This is a genomic window from Myroides gitamensis (genome assembly GCF_029894455.1).
GTDB classification, from domain to species: Bacteria; Bacteroidota; Bacteroidia; order Flavobacteriales; family Flavobacteriaceae; genus Flavobacterium; species Flavobacterium odoratum.
Genome location: NZ_JARYHN010000001.1, coordinates 2,070,673 through 2,091,308 on the forward strand (window position 1 = coordinate 2,070,673; position 20,636 = coordinate 2,091,308).

At 36.5% G+C, this 20,636-nt stretch carries 17 protein-coding genes; 5 read left to right on the top strand and 12 right to left on the bottom strand.

Annotated elements, in window-relative coordinates; genetic code table 11:
• Nucleotides 1–35 precede the first annotated feature (35 nt).
• Nucleotides 36–1,178 (bottom strand): N-acetylmuramoyl-L-alanine amidase, encoded by a 1,143-nt coding sequence (locus M2306_RS09185; RefSeq protein WP_259189966.1) that lies wholly within the window; start codon nucleotides 1,176–1,178, stop codon nucleotides 36–38.
• Nucleotides 1,179–1,301: 123 nt separating this feature from the next.
• On the opposite strand from M2306_RS09185, the gene M2306_RS09190 reads away from it, so the two are divergent.
• Both M2306_RS09190 and M2306_RS09195 read left to right on the top strand, forming a co-directional pair.
• Nucleotides 1,302–3,995, top strand: a complete 2,694-nt coding sequence (locus M2306_RS09190; protein ID WP_259189963.1) for a putative LPS assembly protein LptD — start codon at nucleotides 1,302–1,304, stop codon at nucleotides 3,993–3,995.
• Between the two features lie 12 nt (nucleotides 3,996–4,007).
• Nucleotides 4,008–4,391, top strand: a complete 384-nt coding sequence (locus M2306_RS09195) for a Rid family detoxifying hydrolase (RefSeq protein ID WP_002991120.1) — start codon at nucleotides 4,008–4,010, stop codon at nucleotides 4,389–4,391.
• Between the two features lie 137 nt (nucleotides 4,392–4,528).
• Here M2306_RS09195 and M2306_RS09200 read toward each other — a convergent pair whose 3' ends face one another.
• From M2306_RS09200 to pfkA, 4 genes are read right to left on the bottom strand one after another with little or no spacing between them, the layout of a single operon-like run.
• On the bottom strand, nucleotides 4,529–4,894 hold the full coding sequence (locus M2306_RS09200) for a methylglyoxal synthase (protein WP_002991118.1): 366 nt from the start codon (nucleotides 4,892–4,894) through the stop codon (nucleotides 4,529–4,531).
• 6 nt (nucleotides 4,895–4,900) lie between these two features.
• Nucleotides 4,901–5,746 carry a BadF/BadG/BcrA/BcrD ATPase family protein gene (locus M2306_RS09205; RefSeq protein WP_259189960.1) on the bottom strand — a complete coding sequence of 282 codons (846 nt, stop codon included), beginning with the start codon at nucleotides 5,744–5,746 and terminating at the stop codon, nucleotides 4,901–4,903.
• Nucleotides 5,747–5,759: 13 nt separating this feature from the next.
• Nucleotides 5,760–6,761, bottom strand: a complete 1,002-nt coding sequence (gene gap, locus M2306_RS09210; RefSeq protein ID WP_259189957.1) for a type I glyceraldehyde-3-phosphate dehydrogenase — start codon at nucleotides 6,759–6,761, stop codon at nucleotides 5,760–5,762.
• A 26-nt stretch (nucleotides 6,762–6,787) separates the two neighbouring features.
• Nucleotides 6,788–7,774 (bottom strand): 6-phosphofructokinase, encoded by a 987-nt coding sequence (pfkA, locus tag M2306_RS09215; RefSeq protein WP_115089721.1) that lies wholly within the window; start codon nucleotides 7,772–7,774, stop codon nucleotides 6,788–6,790.
• Nucleotides 7,775–8,196: 422 nt separating this feature from the next.
• On the opposite strand from pfkA, the gene rlmD reads away from it, so the two are divergent.
• Nucleotides 8,197–9,609, top strand: a complete 1,413-nt coding sequence (gene rlmD, locus M2306_RS09220) for a 23S rRNA (uracil(1939)-C(5))-methyltransferase RlmD (protein ID WP_259189956.1) — start codon at nucleotides 8,197–8,199, stop codon at nucleotides 9,607–9,609.
• A gap of 75 nt (nucleotides 9,610–9,684) precedes the next feature.
• Here the strand turns inward: rlmD and M2306_RS09225 are convergent, their stop codons facing one another.
• Together M2306_RS09225 and uvrA are read right to left on the bottom strand one after the other, a co-directional pair.
• A complete protein-coding gene (locus M2306_RS09225; protein WP_002991103.1) occupies nucleotides 9,685–10,407 on the bottom strand; it encodes an LOG family protein in 723 nt (240 codons plus the stop codon).
• Nucleotides 10,408–10,414: 7 nt separating this feature from the next.
• Nucleotides 10,415–13,249 (bottom strand): excinuclease ABC subunit UvrA, encoded by a 2,835-nt coding sequence (uvrA, locus tag M2306_RS09230; RefSeq protein WP_259189952.1) that lies wholly within the window; start codon nucleotides 13,247–13,249, stop codon nucleotides 10,415–10,417.
• Between the two features lie 177 nt (nucleotides 13,250–13,426).
• Between uvrA and M2306_RS09235 the strand changes: the two genes are divergently transcribed.
• Together M2306_RS09235 and M2306_RS09240 are read left to right on the top strand one after the other, a co-directional pair.
• Entirely contained in the window at nucleotides 13,427–14,419 is a 993-nt protein-coding gene (locus M2306_RS09235; protein ID WP_259189951.1) for a quinone oxidoreductase family protein, read from the top strand.
• 79 nt (nucleotides 14,420–14,498) lie between these two features.
• The gene (locus M2306_RS09240) at nucleotides 14,499–15,830 is read left to right on the top strand and encodes an NCS2 family permease (RefSeq protein ID WP_259189949.1); all 1,332 of its coding nucleotides are present in this window, start codon (nucleotides 14,499–14,501) and stop codon (nucleotides 15,828–15,830) included.
• 58 nt (nucleotides 15,831–15,888) lie between these two features.
• Here the strand turns inward: M2306_RS09240 and M2306_RS09245 are convergent, their stop codons facing one another.
• The 5 genes from M2306_RS09245 to scpC all read right to left on the bottom strand — a co-directional run bounded on the left by M2306_RS09245 (nucleotide 15,889) and on the right by scpC (nucleotide 20,449).
• On the bottom strand, nucleotides 15,889–16,578 hold the full coding sequence (locus tag M2306_RS09245) for a DUF4369 domain-containing protein (RefSeq protein ID WP_259189948.1): 690 nt from the start codon (nucleotides 16,576–16,578) through the stop codon (nucleotides 15,889–15,891).
• A gap of 43 nt (nucleotides 16,579–16,621) precedes the next feature.
• Nucleotides 16,622–17,005: a DUF423 domain-containing protein gene (locus M2306_RS09250; protein ID WP_002991086.1), complete on the bottom strand. Its 384-nt coding sequence runs from the start codon at nucleotides 17,003–17,005 to the stop codon at nucleotides 16,622–16,624.
• A 20-nt stretch (nucleotides 17,006–17,025) separates the two neighbouring features.
• A complete protein-coding gene (locus M2306_RS09255) occupies nucleotides 17,026–17,967 on the bottom strand; it encodes a transglutaminase domain-containing protein (protein ID WP_002991083.1) in 942 nt (313 codons plus the stop codon).
• 17 nt (nucleotides 17,968–17,984) lie between these two features.
• A complete protein-coding gene (locus tag M2306_RS09260; RefSeq protein WP_259189946.1) occupies nucleotides 17,985–18,830 on the bottom strand; it encodes a substrate-binding domain-containing protein in 846 nt (281 codons plus the stop codon).
• 113 nt (nucleotides 18,831–18,943) lie between these two features.
• Nucleotides 18,944–20,449: a succinyl-CoA:acetate CoA-transferase ScpC gene (scpC, locus tag M2306_RS09265; protein ID WP_115089712.1), complete on the bottom strand. Its 1,506-nt coding sequence runs from the start codon at nucleotides 20,447–20,449 to the stop codon at nucleotides 18,944–18,946.
• Between the last annotated feature and the right edge of the window lie 187 nt (nucleotides 20,450–20,636).

Sequence of the window (20,636 nt, forward strand, 5' to 3'; positions counted from 1 at the left end):
GCAAAATTAAACTTTTATTTTTTAAAAAGTAGTGTTTATTTCAATGCCTCTTCCACAGAAATACTCTTACCATCTTTATAAGCAACAATAAAAGAAGAGCTATGTCCTTTTGCCTTAGCTTCTTCTAATCGCTTTTTAGCTTCGTTATAATCGGATGTTTGACCGTAAAAATACTTGTTAACCTTTCCGCCTTTTTCCATCGTAACATTGCTAAGCCCGTTGAAATTCTTTGCTTTCAATTCTAAAACACGTGAACTAGCTGCAATCTGTACTTTAAAAATCACTCCTTTTGCTGTTGCTTTTTCTACCGTACTTTCTTTGCTCTTTTCTGTCTTCGTCGTTGTAGCCTTTGTTGTTGTTGTTGTTGTTGTTGTAGTTTCTGATGATGGACTGATACTTACTGTTGCATCTCCTCCATAGTATGCATTTTTATACTCAATAATTCCTTTAGCAATAGATTCTGCTAATTCTTTCTGTCCTTTTTTAGACGTTAAGTAAGCCCCTTCATCTTTATTCGACACAAAACCTAACTCAATTAAGATACTAGGCATGAAAGCTCCATGTAAAACCCAGAAAGGCCCTTGTTTAACCCCTCTGTTTTTTCGTTTTAAATCATACGTAAATCCATCTTGTACTCTGCTTGCTAAATCAATACTTTGATGTACATAATCTTCCTGAATCAACGTCAATCCAATAATAGACTCTGGAGCTTTAGGATCAAAACCTGCATATTTCGTTTTATAGTCGTCCTCCATCATAATTACAGAGTTCTCCTTTTTAGCTACATCTAAGTTGGATTTATTCTTACTTAAACCCATTACATAGGTTTCTGTTCCGTAGGCTGCGTTTCCATCTACTCCATTACAGTGAATCGATACAAAAACATTTCCTCCTTTATCATTAGCGATAACAGAACGCTGTTTTACCTCAACGAAAACATCTTTATCACGGGTGTAAATTACCTCAATATCTTTATTCTTTTCTAGAATCTTTCCTGTTTCTAAAGCAACGGCTAACACAATGTCTTTCTCGACATTACTTAAATGATTGGTCCCTGAATCTTTTCCTCCATGGCCTGGATCTAATACTACTTTAAATTTTTTATTTTGCCCCAATGTAGCAACTGTAATACATAGGAAAGAAAAAACTATCAGCAATTTAGCAACTCTATTGTTCATAAAAAAGTCGTTTAGAATTCGTTTAATATAAATTAAATTACATTTTTCAGAAAAAATATATGTAAGTTTGACACGTTAAAAACAACGGGTTTGATTTTACAAAAATAGCACATATTCATAGATTTGCGTACTAATATTTTCAATATCGTCATAGTTTTGTTCGTTTTAGGGGTATTTTCATTCCCTAGAGTTAAAGCTCAAGAGTTCAACAAAACAACTACTTCACTGAAAGTCAACAACAAAGACTCTAAACTATTACCAGGTTTAGACACGGACACTATTGTCCCAACCCAAGATTCTTTACCTTCCATTAAGAATACGACGGATAGTATTAAACCACCTGCCAAGGGGTATTTAGAAGATATTGTCTATCGCAAAGCAAAAGATTACAATAAGCTAGACCAAAAGAAAAAGCAGATTACGTTATACAACCAAGCGGAAATAAAATACCAGGATTTTGAATTAACTGCGGGGATTATTGTATTCAATTACGAACAGAATCAAATTTACGCCGGTCGTATCAAAGATAGTTTAGGTAATTTAAGTCAAGCTCCTGTTTTCAAACAAGGAGGACAAATAGTTGAACCAGACTCTATTGTATACAACACGAAGTCACAACGTGCTTTGGTGTGGCAGTCTAGAACTTCTCAAGGAGAGTTCAACATCAAATCTGGAATGACGAAGAAAGAAAATGACTCGGTGTACTTCATGGAGGATGTGATTTTCACTACAGCCAAAGATTTAGATGATCCTGAATATTACTTCAAAACGAAAAGAGTTAAATTAGTTCCAAATAAAAAGGTTGTAGTTGGACCTACGAATATGGTTATTGCTGATGTACCTACTCCATTAGGATTGCCTTTTGCCTTCTTCCCTATGTCGGAAAAAGCAGAATCAGGTTTTATTATTCCGAGTGTGGGAGAAACGAACCAACAAGGATACTATTTACAAAATGGAGGATATTACTTTGCTTTAAGTGATCGAGCAGATTTAACGATGCAAGGGGATTATTACACCAATGGAAGCTGGGCCTTGCGATCGAGTAGCAACTATGCCAAGCGCTATAAATACAACGGACGTGTATTAATTCGTTATGAAAATAACATATTCAGTGAACGAGGACTTCCTGATTACCAAAAAAGTACCATCTACAACGTACAGTGGAACCACGCACAAGATGCTAAATCAAACCCTGGTTCGCGTTTCTCTGCTTCGGTTAACATGGGTAGTGGTCAATATTTCAGACAATCAAATAACTCTTATAACGTAGGCGCTTCGTTAAACAATACGATGAACTCTTCCATCAGTTATTCTAAAACTTTTGAAAGTACACCACAAGTTAATATGTCGCTTTCTGCCACACATTCACAATCAACCAATACAGGTCGAGTGAATATGTCCTTACCGACACTTCAAGCGAGTGTAGATCGTATGTTCCCTTTTGCTCCAAAAAATGGATCGAAAAAAGGGCTAATCAAAAACTTAAACCTTTCTTATAACTTAAGAGGAGAAAACCGAGTGGATATCCATGAAGATAACTTCTTCAAACAACCGATGTTTGACAGTTTGAATTCTGGTTTTCAACACACTATTCCGATTACGACAAACTTTAAGCTTTTCAAATACTTCTCTGTTTCTGCAGGAGGTACCTATAATGAAACTTGGGTTTTCAATACCATAAAGAAACAATACAATCCTGAGACAAACCGTGTAGAAGACATTCGTGTCAATGGATTTGATCGCTTTAGTACCTATAATTTTAGCTCTAACATTGGAACAACTATTTACGGTACGTTTAACTTTAGCAAGGACAGTAAAATTCAAGCTATTCGTCACGTCATGCGTCCAAGCGTAGGATATTCTTATACCCCTAGTTTTGACCAATATTACGATACCTATAGCATAGATGCCACTGGTACGACGATGCAGCAGTATACGCGTTTCCAAGGAGGGTTATTTGGAGCTCCGGGTCTAACAAACTCCAATATGTTGAATATGTCGTTGAGTAATACCTTTGAAGCCAAGATACGCGACGACGAGGAAAAAGACGGATTCAGAAAGCTAATGCTATTAAACAGCTTGAACCTTTCCACCAGCTATAACATGTCTGCAGACTCTCTTAAATGGGCTCCTATGCGTGTTTCTACAGGAACGACTCTTTTCCAAAATAAAATGCAGATTAACGTAGGGGCTACTTTAGACCCTTATGCCTTAAATAATAACAATCAACGTATTGATGTTTTCAATATCAATAACGGAGGAAGTTTATTCCGCTTAACGAGTGCAAACGTAACCGTTAACTGGTCATTGAACAGTAATGATCCTTTATTCGGCAACAGAGAGAACCCCAACCAAAACTCAATTGACAATGGTGGACGTGGTGATGATTTATTTGGTCAAGCAGGAAATCTAGGAGATAATCGTCAAAGTATGTTTGACAACAAAAAAGAAGACCGTCCTTTTGAAGGGTTTTACAATGCTAAGATTCCGTGGGACTTAACCTTTGCCTATTCCCTAACCTACAATAATTCAGCTCGTCAAAATGAGATTTCCAATAACTCGGTGATGATGTCTGGAAATATAGAACTTACTCCGCGCTGGAAGGTCGGGTTTTCTTCGGGTTATGACTTTGTACAAAAAGGAGTTACCTTTACACAATTCCGCTTTGAACGAGATTTATTGAGCTGGCGTATGGACTTCACTTGGGTTCCGATTGGAACGTATACGAGTTGGGGCTTCTTCATCGGAATTAAATCATCGATGTTAAGTGATATCAAGTGGGAAAAACGAAAAGCACCGGATAAACGCTATTTTTAATTCAATATAAGCATGAAAAAAACAATCATAAATTCTGATCAAGCACCTAAACCTATTGGTCCTTATAATCATTCTGTATTAGTAGGTGATTTACTTTTCATCTCTGGTCAAATTCCATTTAACCAAGCCACTGAAACATTAGTTACAACTGGTATTGAAGATGAAGCAAAACAAGTAATGGCGAATTTAAAAGCTATTCTAACAGCAGCAGACATGACGTTTGAAAACGTAGTTAAAGCAACGATTTTCTTAACTGATATGAATGATTTTGCTAAAGTGAATGAAATATATGGTAGCTTTTTTCAAGCAGAAACTGCACCAGCAAGAGAATGCATTCAAGTTGTAAAATTACCACGTAATGTAAACGTTGAAATTTCAATGATTGCTACAAAATAACAAAAGAGGGTGTCCTGATTGGGACACCCTCTTTTAGTTTACAGTTGACCGTTAACAGTGAACGGTATAAATCGTCTTACTATAAAAATGTAATCTTTTAAACTGTACACCGATAAATGTTAACTGTTAACCGTTAACTATTCTATCGCATGCAAAAGCAACTGAGCACTAGCTTCATTCGTTGCTAAAGGAACGTTGTGTACGTCACAAACGCGAAGCAACATATTGATATCAGGTTCATGTGCATGTTTCCCTAGTGGATCTTTAAAGAACAAGACCATATTAGTTTTCCCTTCCGCAACACGAGCTGCAATTTGAGCATCCCCTCCTAATGGTCCAGATAGCATGCGCAATACTTCAAACCCTTCTTTTTGTGCAATTCCACCTGTTGTTCCAGTGGCAATTAACTCAATGCCTTCTCTTGATAAAATGGCGCGGTTTTTCTGAATAAACGCCAGCATTTCATCTTTTTTACCATCATGGGCAATTATTGCTATTTCCATATTTTTTTATTTGTGATAATCGATTAATCCATCCAATGGTTTTTGAATGAATTTTCCAATTGTAATTCCATGCTTATGTAAAACCGCTTTAAACTCATCTTGTAAAAAATAACCAACTGATCCTACAAAATGTACGGGTACACTACTTGATTCTGGATGGCTTTTAATGTAGTGTTCTACAAAAAAGACCACCTGTTCTTCAATCATCGCTTGAAAAAAAGGATGATCCTTGTGTTCAATTAAAAAAGGAAGAAAAGAAGCTAAATACGCATTTGGGTTTTCTTTTTTATAGAAGTTATACTTCACCACATCTGCATCTAAATCGTACTTCTGTATAAATTTCTTCGCTAATTCAACCGGCATATAGTTTAAAAACAACGCTTTAATCATCAATCGCCCTAAAGCACTTCCACTGCAATCATCCATTGCCATATAGCCTAGCGATTGCACTTTTTGATGAATAACTGTTCCATCGTAATAAGAGACATTAGAGCCCGTTCCATTGATACAAACAATTCCTTTCTCACTCTTTCCAACTGTTGCATAAACGGCTGCATAAGTATCTTCATGCACGTTAATTGATTGACAGTTGATAAAATACGAGGTAAAAAAATCGCGAACGGTTGTTTTACTTCGATTCGAGCCACAGCCCGAACCATAGAAGTACAATTCCGTTACTTTATCCTTGTTTTTGGCAATATCAGGAACTGTATTTACCCGAGTATGAAACTCCTCTAATGTAATAACTTCGGGATTAAGCCCGAGGCTTGTCACCGAAGTTATCACTTTATTATCTTGATCAAAAAAGATCCAATCTGCTTTTGTAGAACCGCTATCGACGATTATTTTCATTTGCTTTGTTATATTACTTTACTGTAGTTAACAATACAGCCATATCTACCATTTTAGCAGCATAACCGTATTCATTATCGTACCAAGCAACGAATTTATAAAAAGTTTCATTCAAAGCAATACCTGCTTTAGCATCTACAATACACGTATGTGGATCTGAAACGAAATCTTGAGAAACTACATCGTCTTCAACAAATGCCATAATTCCTTTTAATTCATTTTCACTTGCCTGTTTCAACACCGCCATTACATTTTCATACGTTGTTGATTTCCCTAGCTTTACAGTTAAATCAACAACTGAAACGTCAGCTGTTGGTACACGCATCGACATTCCTGTAATTTTCCCTTTTAGCTCAGGAATAACTTTCCCTACTGCTTTTGCTGCTCCTGTAGAAGCTGGAATAATATTTACTAAAGCAGAGCGTCCTCCTCTAAAATCTTTTTTAGAAGGTCCATCTACAGTATATTGTGTTGCTGTTGCTGCGTGAATCGTTGTCATTAACCCTTCTACAATACCAAATGAATCATTCAATACTTTAGCTAAAGGTGCCAAACAGTTTGTTGTACAAGAAGCATTCGAAACAATTGTATCGGTTGGTTTTAATTGCTTTTCATTTACTCCCATTACATACATTGGAGCATCTGGTGATGGAGAAGAAATTAGCACTTTTTTTGCACCTGCATCAATATGCTGTTGTGCACCTGCTAAATCTTTAAATACCCCTGTACAATCTGCTACAACATCTACTTTTACCTCATCCCATTTCAGCAACAATGGATTGCGTTCTGCTGTAACGCGGATTTCTTTTCCGTTGACAATTAAATGCCCATCTACAACTTCCACCGTTCCATCAAAACGACCATGTACAGAATCGTATTTGATTAAATAAGCTAATTGCTCAACAGCCATTAAATCATTAACTGCAACGATCTCAATATCGTTTCTCTTTACCGCTTCTCTTAGCATTAAACGTCCAATACGTCCAAAACCATTGATACCTACTCTTGTTTTCATATTTGCTTTTTTATTTAATTCTATACTTAGATTGTAATTATATCTGATACTCGTAATAGTTCCGCATCTACTGCTGTATGCCCTTTTACGATATTTTCTAAAGGAGTTAATGCAACTTGATCATTGATTAATCCAACCATGAAATTCTTCCCTCCTTCTAATAACGTTTCGACCGCCTTTACACTCAATCGACTTGCTAAAACACGATCAAAACACGAAGGAGCTCCACCTCTTTGCATATGCCCCAAAACGGATACACGAACCTCATATTCAGGCAAGTGTTCTTCCACATATTCTCCTAGTTCAAAAACATTTTTCCCCAGTTTTTCACCTTCCGCAACAATAACGATACTCGATGATTTCCCAGATAATTTGCTTTTCTTCAACGATTCTAATAAACGTTCCAAGCCTAAGTTTTCTTCTGGAATGATAATTTCCTCTGCTCCTGCTCCGATTCCGGCATTCAACGCGATATGTCCTGCATCACGTCCCATAACCTCAACAAAAAAGAGTCTCTTATGTGAACTTGCGGTATCTCTGATTTTATCTACAGCATCTACCACTGTATTCAAGGCTGTATCGAAACCAATTGTATGACTCGTACCATTGATATCATTATCAATAGTACCTGGAATTCCCATCACTGGAATATCAAATTCTTTACTCAATAGCATTGCACCAGTAAAACTACCATCACCACCAATAACAATCAAGGCATCGATTTGAGCATTTTTCAGATTTTCATAGGCTGTTTTTCTTCCTTCCTCGGTTCTAAATGCAGCACTGCGCGCTGTTTTTAAAATGGTTCCTCCTTTGTTAATGATATAGTTGACATCACGAGGACCTAATACTTCAAAATCTCCTTCTACTAATCCTTGAAATCCTCTAAATACCCCTACACACATTACATCGTGGTAAGAACATGTACGAACAATCGCTCTGATTGCTGCGTTCATTCCAGGAGCATCCCCCCCAGAAGTTAAAACCCCTATCTTTCTTATAAGGTTACTCATAATTACTTTCTTTTTAGTAAATTTAAGGAATACCCTAGATTAAATCAATCCATAATTGCGATTTATTTGGGTAATTGTTATTATATTTTTGTTAAAACACACCATTTATTTACAATCCGTTGACTTCATGTACACCTACTCCTTTACAACTGATTCTTCCTGATTGGTCAAGCATCATTTTTCACTATAACCTTTACCAAATTAACCAAAAAAAAAGAAATAGAACTAGGACATATTTCCTTTTGCCTTTACTATTAATTACTACAGGTTCCCCTTGCTTAAATAGAATTAGTATAAATTACGTCTTTACTTCTAAAATCAAACATAACAAACTGTAATTCAATACATTAAATCAAAACAAAACTTCCGTCAGAAAAGACTAAAAAAATGCAGTGAAAAGAAATTAAAGCTATTTTTGTGGCATGAAAAGAAAGAGAACAGAAAGAATCGTATTCGAAAACGTAGAAGTCCTTGATGCAGGTGCAAAAGGCGTTTCGGTAGCTAAAGCTCCTGACGGGAAAGTTATTTTTATTCCCAATGTTGTTCCAGGAGATGTTGTTGATATCCAAACCGTTAAAAAACGCAAAGCGTATTATGAAGGGTTGGCTATAAAAATTCACAGCTATTCTAAAAACCGTATTGAACCCGTGTGTCAACATTTCGGTGCTTGCGGAGGCTGTAAGTGGCAAAATATGTCTTATGAGCAACAGTTGTTTTACAAAAATCAAGAAGTTCAAAATAACCTTAAACGCATTGGTAAAATTGAACTACCTGAATTTGAGCCTATTTTAGGTTCTGAAAAAACACTATTTTACAGAAATAAAATGGAGTTTTCTTTCTCTAATGCTCGTTGGTTAACACCAGAAGAAATTGCTAGTGGAGACGAGATTGGCAAAGAAAATGCCTTGGGCTTTCACATCCCTAAAATGTGGGATAAAATTTTAGACATTCAAAAATGTCATTTGCAACAAGATCCATCTAACGAGATTCGCAACGAGATTCGAACATTTGCCAATGCAAATAACCTATCTTTCTTTAATCCAAGAGAACAAGAAGGCTTATTGCGTACCTTAATGATTCGCACAAGCTCAATTGGAGAAATCATGGTTATGATTCAATTCTTCTATGATAATCAAGAAGAAAGAGAATTGCTTATGGATCATTTAGCTGTAACTTTCCCAGAAATTACTTCATTACAATATGTGGTAAATGGCAAGGCTAATGATACCATCTATGACCAAGACGTTGTTTTATATAAAGGACGTGATTACATCTTAGAGGAGATGGAAGGTTTGAAATTCAGTATCAATGCTAAATCATTCTATCAAACCAATTCAGATCAGGCGTATGAATTGTATAAGATTACACGCGATTATGCTGAATTAACAGGAAATGAACTCGTATTCGATTTATATACAGGAACAGGAACTATTGCGCAATTCGTTTCGAAAAAAGCAAAAAAAGTTGTGGGGGTTGAGGCTGTACCAGAAGCAATTGCGGATGCTAAAATCAATGCAGAACGCAACGGAATAACCAACTGTGATTTCTATGTGGGAGACATGAAAAATGTATTCAATGATGAGTTCATTGCTACCCATGGTCATCCAGATGTAATCATTACCGATCCACCAAGAGATGGAATGCACAAAGATGTGGTAGATATGCTTTTAAAAGTAGCACCTAAACGCATTGTGTATGTAAGTTGTAATTCAGCTACTCAGGCAAGAGATTTAGCTTTATTAGACGCCAAATACAAAGTAACGAAAGTTCGTCCTGTAGATATGTTTCCACAGACGCATCACGTAGAAAATGTAGTGCAATTGGAATTAAAATAATTGTCAACAAACATCATAAAAAAATCCAGCACCTAGGTGCTGGATTTTTTATTTATGGTACTTCTGCTTCTATTTTTAGAAATTTGGTTTTAGCGTATACTTTTTGTAGAAAGCATCGATACGCTCTACTACTTCGTCTGCTGTATCAACCAATTGAATCAAATTCATGTCTTCTGGAGAAATAGTTGAATATTTAGCCAATAGTACATTTTTAACCCACTCTAACATACCTCCCCAGAAATCTGTTCCCACTAAAATAATTGGAAACTTAGCGATTTTCTTCGTTTGGATTAAGGTAATTGCTTCAAACAATTCATCTAATGTTCCGAATCCTCCAGGCATTACAACAAATCCTTGAGAGTACTTCACAAACATAACTTTACGCACGAAGAAATAGTCAAACTGAATATTTTTATCGCTGTCGATATAAGGGTTAAAATGTTGTTCAAAAGGTAATTCAATATTCAATCCCACTGAAACACCTTGTCCTAAGTGTGCTCCTTTATTACCAGCTTCCATAATACCAGGTCCTCCCCCAGTAATAACACCATAACCAGCTTTACTAACTTTGAATGCAATTTCTTCTGCTAATTTATAGTATGGATCTTCTTTTTTTGTTCTAGCTGAACCAAAGATAGAAATACATGGACCGATACGTCCCATTTTCTCATATCCATTAACAAACTCAGACATGATTTTAAAAATCCCCCACGAATCGTTCGTTTTTATTTCTGTCCAAGACTTTTGCTTGAATTTTTCTTGGATTTTCTCCTCTTCATTGCCTACAATTTCTTTCATAATTCAATCATTTTTTAAGTTCGTTTTTTAAAAAGTGAGCCGTATGGCTCTTCTTTACTTTACTTATTTGTTCTGGTGTTCCCTTCGCCAATACTTCTCCTCCATTCGCTCCACCTTCATATCCAATATCAATAATATAATCCGCTAACTTGATTACATCTAGGTTGTGCTCAATAATCAGCACTGTATTTCCTTTTTCCACCAGCGTATTGATTACTTCCATCAAGACGCGAATATCTTCAAAGTGCAAGCCCGTAGTAGGCTCATCTAAGATATAGAATGTATTACCTGTATCTTTTTTAGATAACTCTGTCGCTAATTTAATGCGTTGTGCTTCTCCACCAGACAAGGTTGTGCTTTGTTGTCCAAGCGTAATATAACCCAATCCCACATCATTAATCGTTTTCAATTTGCGGTAAATCTTCGGAATATTTTCAAAAAATTCCGTTGCATCTGCCACTGTCATTTCCAATACATCTGAAATCGACTTCCCTTTGTAGCGAATTTCCAATGTTTCACGATTAAAGCGCTTTCCTTGGCAGGTTTCACATTCTACATATACATCGGGTAAAAAGCCCATTTCTATGGTGCGAACTCCTGATCCTTCACAAGTATCACAACGTCCACCACTCACATTGAAACTAAATCGACCTGGTTTATACCCTCGTATCGAAGCTTCTGTTGTTTGTGCAAACAGATTTCGAATATCAGAAAATACTTCAGTATACGTAGCTGGATTTGATCGCGGTGTTCGTCCAATCGGACTTTGATCGATGCCAATTACTTTGTCAATATGTTCTAAACCACTAATTTTTTTATACGGTTGAGGCTTAGCCACCGCATTGAAAAAGTGATTGTTTAAAATCGGATATAATGTTCCGTTAATCAAGGTTGATTTCCCTGATCCTGAAACACCTGTAACACAAGTTAAGGTTCCTAGGGGAATCTCAACGGTAACATTTTTTAAATTATTTCCAGTTGCTCCTTCTAACTTGATGGACTTTCCATTGCCTTTTCTTCGTTCTGTAGGAACCGCAATCTCTAATTCACCATTCAAATACTGTGCCGTAAGGGTGTGTTCTTTCAACAATTCCTGTGGCGTACCAGTACTGATGATTTGCCCTCCTCTTTTTCCTGCATAAGGACCGATGTCAATCACGTAATCCGCACGTTCAATCATATCCTTATCATGCTCCACCACAAGGACAGAGTTTCCGATATCACGCAAAGACTCCAGCGATTTGATTAAGCGCTCATTGTCTCTTTGATGCAAACCAATACTCGGCTCATCTAAGATATAAAGTACACCTACCAACTGTGAACCAATTTGTGTAGCCAAGCGAATACGCTGTGCTTCACCTCCCGATAGCGTTCTTGAACTACGGTTTAATGATAGATAAGTCAACCCAACATCTTTCAAAAACGACAATCGCGTATTGATTTCTTTTAAGATTTCCTCGGCAATACTTCTTTGTTTGTCCGAAAGTTTATCAGATATATCTGCGAACCAAGCAATCAAATGTTCAATATCCATTTGGATTAATTCGCCTATATTTTTTTCTGCAATTCTAAAATACAATGCTTCTTTTCTCAAGCGTGTTCCATTACATGATGGACAATCAATTTCATCCATGTATTCTTTCGCCCAACGCTTAATTGATGCTGTTTCACTTTCTTCAAACTGATTTTTAATGAAATTATTAATTCCCTCAAAATCAATTTTATAATTCTTAGAAATACCAGCTACTTTGTGTTCTACTGTAAAGCTATCCTGTCCACCATTGAGAATCACCTCCATAGCTTCTTTTGGAATATCCTGAATCGCATCTGTTAATTTAAAATTATAGCGCTGCGCAATGATTTCCAATTGCTTGAAAATCCAAGTGCTCTTCTCCGGTCCAAGTGGAGCTAAACCACCTTTTTTAATTGAAATAGCTGCATCAGGAATCACTTTGTGGTAATTGATTTCATGTACCGTTCCCAATCCATTACACACTTCACAAGCTCCCTTCGGAGAGTTGAATGAAAAATTATTGGGTTCAGGTTTAGCATAAGAAATCCCTGACGTTGGACACATCAAGTGACGGCTAAAAAAGCGCACTTCCTGGGTTTCTTGATCCAGGATTACAATGGTATCATCACCGTGATACATCGCGGTCTGAATACTTTCTGCCAAGCGTTGTGCCGTTTGTTCCTTATCATCAATAGGCAAGCGATCAATTACAATTTCAATATCATGGGTTTTGTAACGATCCGCCTTCATTCCATATTCTAAATCTTTGATTTCCCCATCAAGGCGCACTTTCAAAAATCCTTGTTTGGCAATTTGCTCAAACAATTCGCGATAGTGTCCTTTTCTTGAGCGTACAACAGGAGCAAGAATATTAATTTTTTTACCTGCATAATCTTGGAGAATCAATTCTTGAATTTGACTATCCGTATAGCTCACCATTTTCTCGCCAGTATTATAACTATAGGCTTCTGCTGCTCTAGCGTAAAGCAAACGCAAAAAGTCATAAATTTCCGTAATCGTTCCTACGGTTGATCTCGGACTGCGATTGGTGGTTTTTTGTTCAATGGCAATTACAGGTGACAATCCATCAATTTTATCTACATCTGGTCGTTCTAAACCGCCTAAAAACTGTCTGGCATAGGCGGAAAACGTCTCGATATACCGACGTTGACCTTCTGCATATATTGTATCGAAAGCCAAGGATGACTTACCAGAGCCCGACAATCCTGTAATCACAACGAGTTTCTCTCGTGGAATACGGATATCTATATTTTTTAGATTGTGAACTCTAGCTCCTAAAACTTCAATAAAATCTTCTACTTTAGACATAATTTTGTGCAAAAAAACAAAGATACATATTAATCTCATTTTATGTAATCTGCTGTTCTATTGTTTTGATGTGATTTAGCATTATTTAACAGCTTTATTCTTCTTCCTTTTTAATTTGCCTCAATTCCCTCTCCTACTTTTAAAAATCGTATTTTTATCTCGCAAAAGAAGATTCTCATGAAAGGAGCCATTTTATATGAACTAGGTCAAGTACCTAAATTTGGAGAAATAGCAGAGCCCGTTGTACAACAAGAAGGCCAACACCTACTACGTGTTACCGCTGCTGCAGTAAAGAATTTAGACAAAGCACGAGTAAGTGGTAAACACTATGCGAGCTATGTAGATTTACCTGCAGTCGTAGGCGTAGATTTACCTGCAGTCGTAGGCAACGATGGGGTTGGTTATTTAGAAGATGGAACAAAAGTGTATGGCCAAGGGATTACGGGTATGATTGCTGAAAAGGCGATTATTTCAGGGAACTATACCCCTGTTCCTAAAAACTTAGACGATGCGAAAGCAGCAGCTTTACCGAATGCTATTTTAGGTTCTGCAATGCCTTTAATTATTCGCGCTAGATTACAAGAAGGTCAAAATGTATTATTCAACGGAGCTACTGGAGTAACAGGACAAGTTGGAGTACAAATTGCCAAACATTATGGGGCGAAAGAAATCATTGTTACCGGTCGAAATCAAGCGGTATTAGAGCAATTAAAAGGCTATGGTGCAACGCAAACCCTTGTTTTGCCAGAAAACGAAGAAGAACTAACCGCACAAATACAAGCCATTCACCAACAGACTCCTATTGATGTAGTGATTGATTACCTATGGGGTAAACCCTTCCAAGCTATTTTAAATGCTTTCAAAGGCAACGACATCCATCATTTGGCATCAACAGTTAAGATTGTAACAGCTGGGGATATGGCTGGAAAAGAGATTCAATTAACTTCTGCAATTCTACGCAGCACAGATATTCAATTGATGGGATCAGGTTTTGGTAGTTTAACCAAAGAAGAACTCATTGTATTCAACAAAGTTATTTTACCTGAGATGTTTCTATTAGCAGCACAAGGAAAACTGCATATTCAAACGGAAGTACATCCCTTAGAAGCGATTGAACAAGTTTGGAATAAACCAATGGATCCTGGAACTCGATTAGTTATTACCCTCTAAGTTTCTTGCACTTGCTTTTGTTTTGGGTGTTACTTTTTCATTCAAACTCACTACTTTTGCTCGCTAATTCAACAACACAATGAAAACCTTTTTAGAAAATTACTTTCAGTTAAGTAAACACAATACCAGCATCAAAAAAGAAATGATGGCTGGAGTGATTACGTTCTTAACGATGTCTTATATTTTGGTTGTTAACCCCAATATTCTTGCGGATGCAGGAATGGATAAGCATGCCGTATTCATGGCAACAGCACTTGCTACGGTATGTGCAACATTATTGATGGGATTCATGGCAAAATTGCCTATTGCACAAGCTCCAGGTATGGGATTGAATAGCTTTTTTGCTTATACAGTAGTACTAACAATGGGCTATAGCTGGGAATTTGCCTTAACGGGGGTATTTCTAGCAGGGTTAATCTTTCTTGTGCTAACGATTTTCAATATCCGAGAACTTATTGTCAACAATATACCGAAAGTACTAAAAGAAGCCATTCCTGTTGGAATTGGGCTTTTTATTACCTTAATTGGTTTAAAAAGCGCAGGCATTGTGGTTAGTAACCCCAATACATTAGTAACCTTGGGCGATTTTAGTCAACACAGTGTTTGGATTGCTTTAGCTGGACTTTTAGTCACAGGGATTTTGTTAATCAAAAATGTCAATGGTTCAATTCTCATTGGAATTGTAGTGGCGACTTTATTCGGTGTACTCTTAGGTGATGTTCATTTTCCAACAAGTTTAATTACAGCTCCACCGTCAATGGAGCCTACCTTTGGAAAAGCAATATCCTTCTTATTTTCACCCGAATCTGCTTCTAGTGTGTTCTCAATTGATATGGTTATTGTGGTTTTTACCTTTTTATTTGTCAACCTATTCGATACAATTGGAACGTTGATTGGTGTTGTTTCTAAAACGGGAATCGCGGATAAAAATGGCAATTTTCCACAAATGAAAAAAGCATTGCTAACAGATGCTATTGGAACGACCTTTGGTGCAGTTTTAGGAACTAGTTCGGTTACCTCTTATGTCGAAAGTGCATCGGGAGTTGCCTCAGGGGGGCGAACAGGATTAACTGCCGTTAGTGTGGCTTGCATGTTTGCTTTGTCTATTTTCTTAGCACCTTTGTTTTTAATTATTCCTGCGGCTGCGACAGCACCCGCTTTAGTTATTGTGGGACTATTCATGATTAGTTCAGTAGTCAATATTGATTTTTCTGACTTTTCAGAAGCGCTACCTGCTTTTATCACCATTGTCTTTATGCCCTTCACCTATAGCATTGCGGAAGGAATTGTATTTGGTATGTTGAGTTTTACCCTTTTCAAAGTAGGAACTCGACAACACAAGGATGTGAGTCCGACACTATATGTCTTATCCGTTCTATTCTTACTCAAAATAATCTTAGATGCCCTATAAAAAATAAGCCCCACAACAAAAATTGTGGGGCTTATTTTTTTATTTTAGAACAAGATAGTTACTTTATTTTTTCTGCTACTAATTGCGCTAAGTTTGATTTTTTATCTGTTTCTGAAAGGTTTTCATATACCATTTTTAGCTGAGATAAATCTTCTTTACTTGTAAAATACAAATAGTAAAGAGCAGTTAGAGATGTTTGATGTTGACTTAAGTAATTCGAAATAAACAGCTGCTCATCTTCTTGTAACTTTTTAAATCCCAGTAAGATTTGTTGCATTTTAGTCTCATCCTTTTGTTGCATGGCTTCCATATAAACCTGTTGCTGCTGTCCTTGATAGGTAAGGATATTGTACTTATACAAGCTCAAATTTCGTTCAAATTCACTTAGCGTTTCATTGTTCAGGGTTCCTTTTAATGCAAAAGAAGTGAAGTTATCTTGATCAATGGTAACTTGTGTTTTTCCGTTTTCAATAAACAAAGGAATTCTTCCTTTTTGATCGCGAAAAGTTAAAAAGCCCAAAGTAGGTTGCTCTATTTTACCCATAAACTTAAACCCTTCATTCTGCACTACAATAGAATCCAACTTGATTAACTCATTTGCATTTGTATCAGCTACTTTGTTTAAGTAAATCATCTCTCCATCAGGTACATGAGCCAAAGTTCCTTCTATTTCAAATTGTGTCTTCGAATTACACGCCGTAAATACTACCGCTATTCCAAGCAGTAGTAATTGTAAATGTTTTTTCATAGCATTTCATTTAATGCACAAAATTAACCTTATTTAACTAGAATTACAAAGATAAAAAAGCAATAAACAGCATTATCCATCCTGCAACTAATGCCAATCCTCCTATAGGCGTAATAGGTCCTAGTATTTTTATTTTTTTTCCAAAGGTTGCGCTTAATACAAGCCCATAAATACTAAAGGAAAATAGAATCACTCCTATGATAATGAGATTCGTTGCGTAATAGGTGTATTCGCGTTGAGGCAGTATACCGATAACCAAAAGCAAAATAGCATGATACATTTGATATCTTACCCCTGTTTCATAGCTTTCTAATCGTTCGGTATCCATGTGTTTTTTTAACGCATGTGCGCCAAAAGCACCAAATATAATAGCTAAAGCACCAAAAATACTTCCTGCATAGAGTGCTGTTGTATTTGTAATATCCATTGTATTTATTTTTCTATCATTTAATTCAAAGTCAGCTGCCCTAAAATTTCTTCGGACATAAAAGGTCCACCCGGATAACGCGCAGTATAATCTAAATTCAGCCAGATTTGTCCACGTTCATCAACGTGATAATGTACTTCTTTCCCTTTACTCTCTTCCACAAAAAGCACCTCTTTAATCAAGAAGATAACTTTTTCCAAATGCGCTTTATTTTCAATCAGCATCTCTGGGTACATGTGCTCTTTGGTATGGATCAAGCGCGGTGTTCCTCCAATAGAACGGATCAAGGCCGCCATGAGGATGGAATAATCATCACAATCTCCTGAAAAGTGAATCAACGATTCTGAAGCAGTTGCAATATATTCTCGTCCTTTGGGGTCATTGACATAATTCCAACGCGTACGCACTTCTTTAAAAATAGCTAAACACTGAATGATTTGTCTGTATTCTCCATATCCCTGTACTTTAGAGAAGTTCTTTGTTGTAGCTAATAAAGCAAAGTTTCGAACTTTGGGATTATCGTACTCAATCGCCTTAATCACTTTGGATTTATTAGGAAAAGGCAGAAGTTTAGATATTATTAAATCCTGTGGATTTTGCGTACTTGCCATGGCATAAATCATCACGCGATAATCATCAAAAATGGATTCCAGATCATAATCTTCATGCGAAGTTCCGATGAAAAAGATCCCCAAATAAGCCAGGATACAGATAAACAAGATGGATTTCAGTTTGTACAGAATAAACTGAAAAACCGCTAATATTACGATACAAAGTAAAATACGATCCAAATGATACGGCCATTCTGGATCGATTATATTTTGATGCACAATAATAAAGATAGGAACCGTCAAGAGTACATTCAATATAAAAATTATGATATAGTCCCATGGAGAAGGAATTCTCAGGTACTCATACCATTTCTTTTTCTTTTTAATAATTTGTACTTCTTGATTGTCCATCTGTAAATCAGAAAAAATTACATTTTAATATCTTCGTATTGCTTGGGTGTGTCGATCAATTGTAGATCGACTAATTGCTGTTGTATCTTATCGTAATTTACTTTGGATAATTGCCTTTGCGACCAACGCGTTAAAGACAACCAATCCTGAATATCTTCTACTTTTTGATTGTAGCGTTCTGCTAATGTTCGATCAATACTCGGAATAAATTTAAATTCTGAGGTTGTAGCATTGATAACCTCTAATAAATTATCTACTAAAGCGCGGTTTTGTTGAACAAACGCACGACGACCAACCAAAACAAAAGAAGGCCATGGTGTTGGACATTCTCCAATTCGTCTGAATACGTTTTGATCGACCAAAGGCTGTGTCATAAAGCGCTCCCACATAAAATAATCAGCTTCTTTATTTTGCAAAGCAACAACGGCTTTATCTAACGTATCGACAATGACAAACGTTAGCTTCTCTAAATCCCAATTCATCTGTTTAGCATGTACAATAGCCATTAGATGAGAGCCTGACCCTAATCGGCTAATAGCGATTCGTTTGTGCTCTAACTCTGCAATAGATTGAAAAGGTGAATCAGCAGCTACGTGAATCCCCCATAATAAAGGAGAGGCTACGTATTCTTGTATAATTGAAGTTTCATTACCAGCTGTAATATCTTTGATAATTCCCTCCGATAAAATGATAGCTAAATCGGTTTCCTCTTGGCGCAACATCTGGCACATTTTACCTGTCCCTTCTGGAATGTCTGTCCATTGTAAATCAATTCCAATTGCATTAAACTCTCCATTTTCTAGGCATAAATGCCAAGGTAAATTAAAGTGTTCCGGTACTCCAACAATTCTAACTTCTTTCATTTTTATACGTCCTATACATTTTACTGCTAAGATAATAAAAAGTACGGCTTAAAGATTGGGAAATCGCGTAGAAGAAAAAAAAATCTCTACAACTGGTGTAGAGATTTTAATGGCTATGGTTTCATAGAACCTGTTTGTTTTAGACGTGTATGAAATTTGAACGCTTCTTCCAAAATATGAGGAGTATGTCCTCCTAATTCTTTCGCTCGTTCAAAGTACTCTCTTAGTTCTTCTTTGTACTCTGGGTGTACGCAATTTTCAATAATTACCTCAGCACGCTCACGAGGAGATAAACCGCGTAAATCCGCTAAACCTTGATCCGTAACTAAAATATCCACATCGTGTTCCGTATGATCCACATGAGATACCATCGGCAATACGTGTGAAATCTTGTTTTCTTTTGATGCTGCTTGTGTTACGAAAATACTCAAGTATGCATTTCGCGCAAAATCTCCAGATCCACCAATACCGTTCATCATTTTACTTCCACTGATATGCGTCGAGTTTACGTTTCCGTAAATATCAAATTCAATTGCTGTATTGATTGCAATAATCCCCAACCTTCTGATTACCTCTGGGGCATTACTGATGTTTTGAGGACGCAATACTAATTTATCTTTATACTGATCGAAGTTGTTGATGATTTTTTCATAGCAGGCTTCTGTTACTGTAATTGACGATCCTGAGGCAAAAATCATTTTTCCTGAATCAATCAAATCAAACGTACTATCTTGTAATACTTCTGAATACATCGTTAGGTCTTTAAATGGACCATCAATGAATCCTGTCAACACTGCATTAGCTACTTTACCAATACCAGCTTGTAAAGGCAACAAAGCTTCTGTTAGATTTCCTTTTTTCACCTCAGCTTCAAAGAAGTTCAATAAATGAGTTGAAATCGCAGTCGTTTTCACATCTGGCTCAGGTAAAATTGCAGGTGTATCTTCAATACTTGAGAATACCACTGCCACCACACGATCCGGATCTAAACGGATAAAAGACTCTCCAATGCGATCTTTTACCGTGTGAATTGGAATCATTTCTCTTCGCGGTTGCTTAATTGGCACGCTATTATCGTGAATACCCTCAACGCTTAACGGAATAGCCGTATTGATTTCAATGATAATCTTTTTAGCTACGCTGGCAAAATAAGCGGAATTTCCAATTGATGTTGTTGGGATTATAAAACCTTCTTCATTAATATAAGTAGCTTCGATAATCGCAATTTCGACTTGTGGGATATGTTTTTCTTGTAATTGTTCAATTGTTTCGCTTAAATGTTGGTCAATATACTTCACCTGACCGCTATTAATTGCATGCCTTAAATCGGAATCAGCCTGAAAGGGCATTCTTCGGATTAAAGCGTTGTTTTTTGCCAAATCGGCATCTGTTGTTTGCCCTAAAGAAGCCCCTGTAATTAAGGTAATCGCTACTTTTTCATTGGCTGCTCTTTGAGCAAAAGCAGGTAAAACAGATTTACTATCTCCTGCTTTGGTAAAACCACTAGCTCCTACAATGGCTTTATCGTGAATTAATAAGGCTGCTTTTTCTGCAGTTAGGATTCGATCTCTATACGGACCGAACTTGATTCTGTCTAAATTAGAATCTTCTGTTGTCATTTCTCAATCGTTTTGTTAGCTGCTTAAAAATAGAACTTTTTATTAATATTTAATACGTTTTTAAACACTTCATACGATTTATATGATTATACATTTCAATTAGTATAAAAGATTAGTTATATATTCCATATTTTAAGATATTAAAATGATAATCGTAATTTAACCTTAGTATTCTTCCCAAAAACCA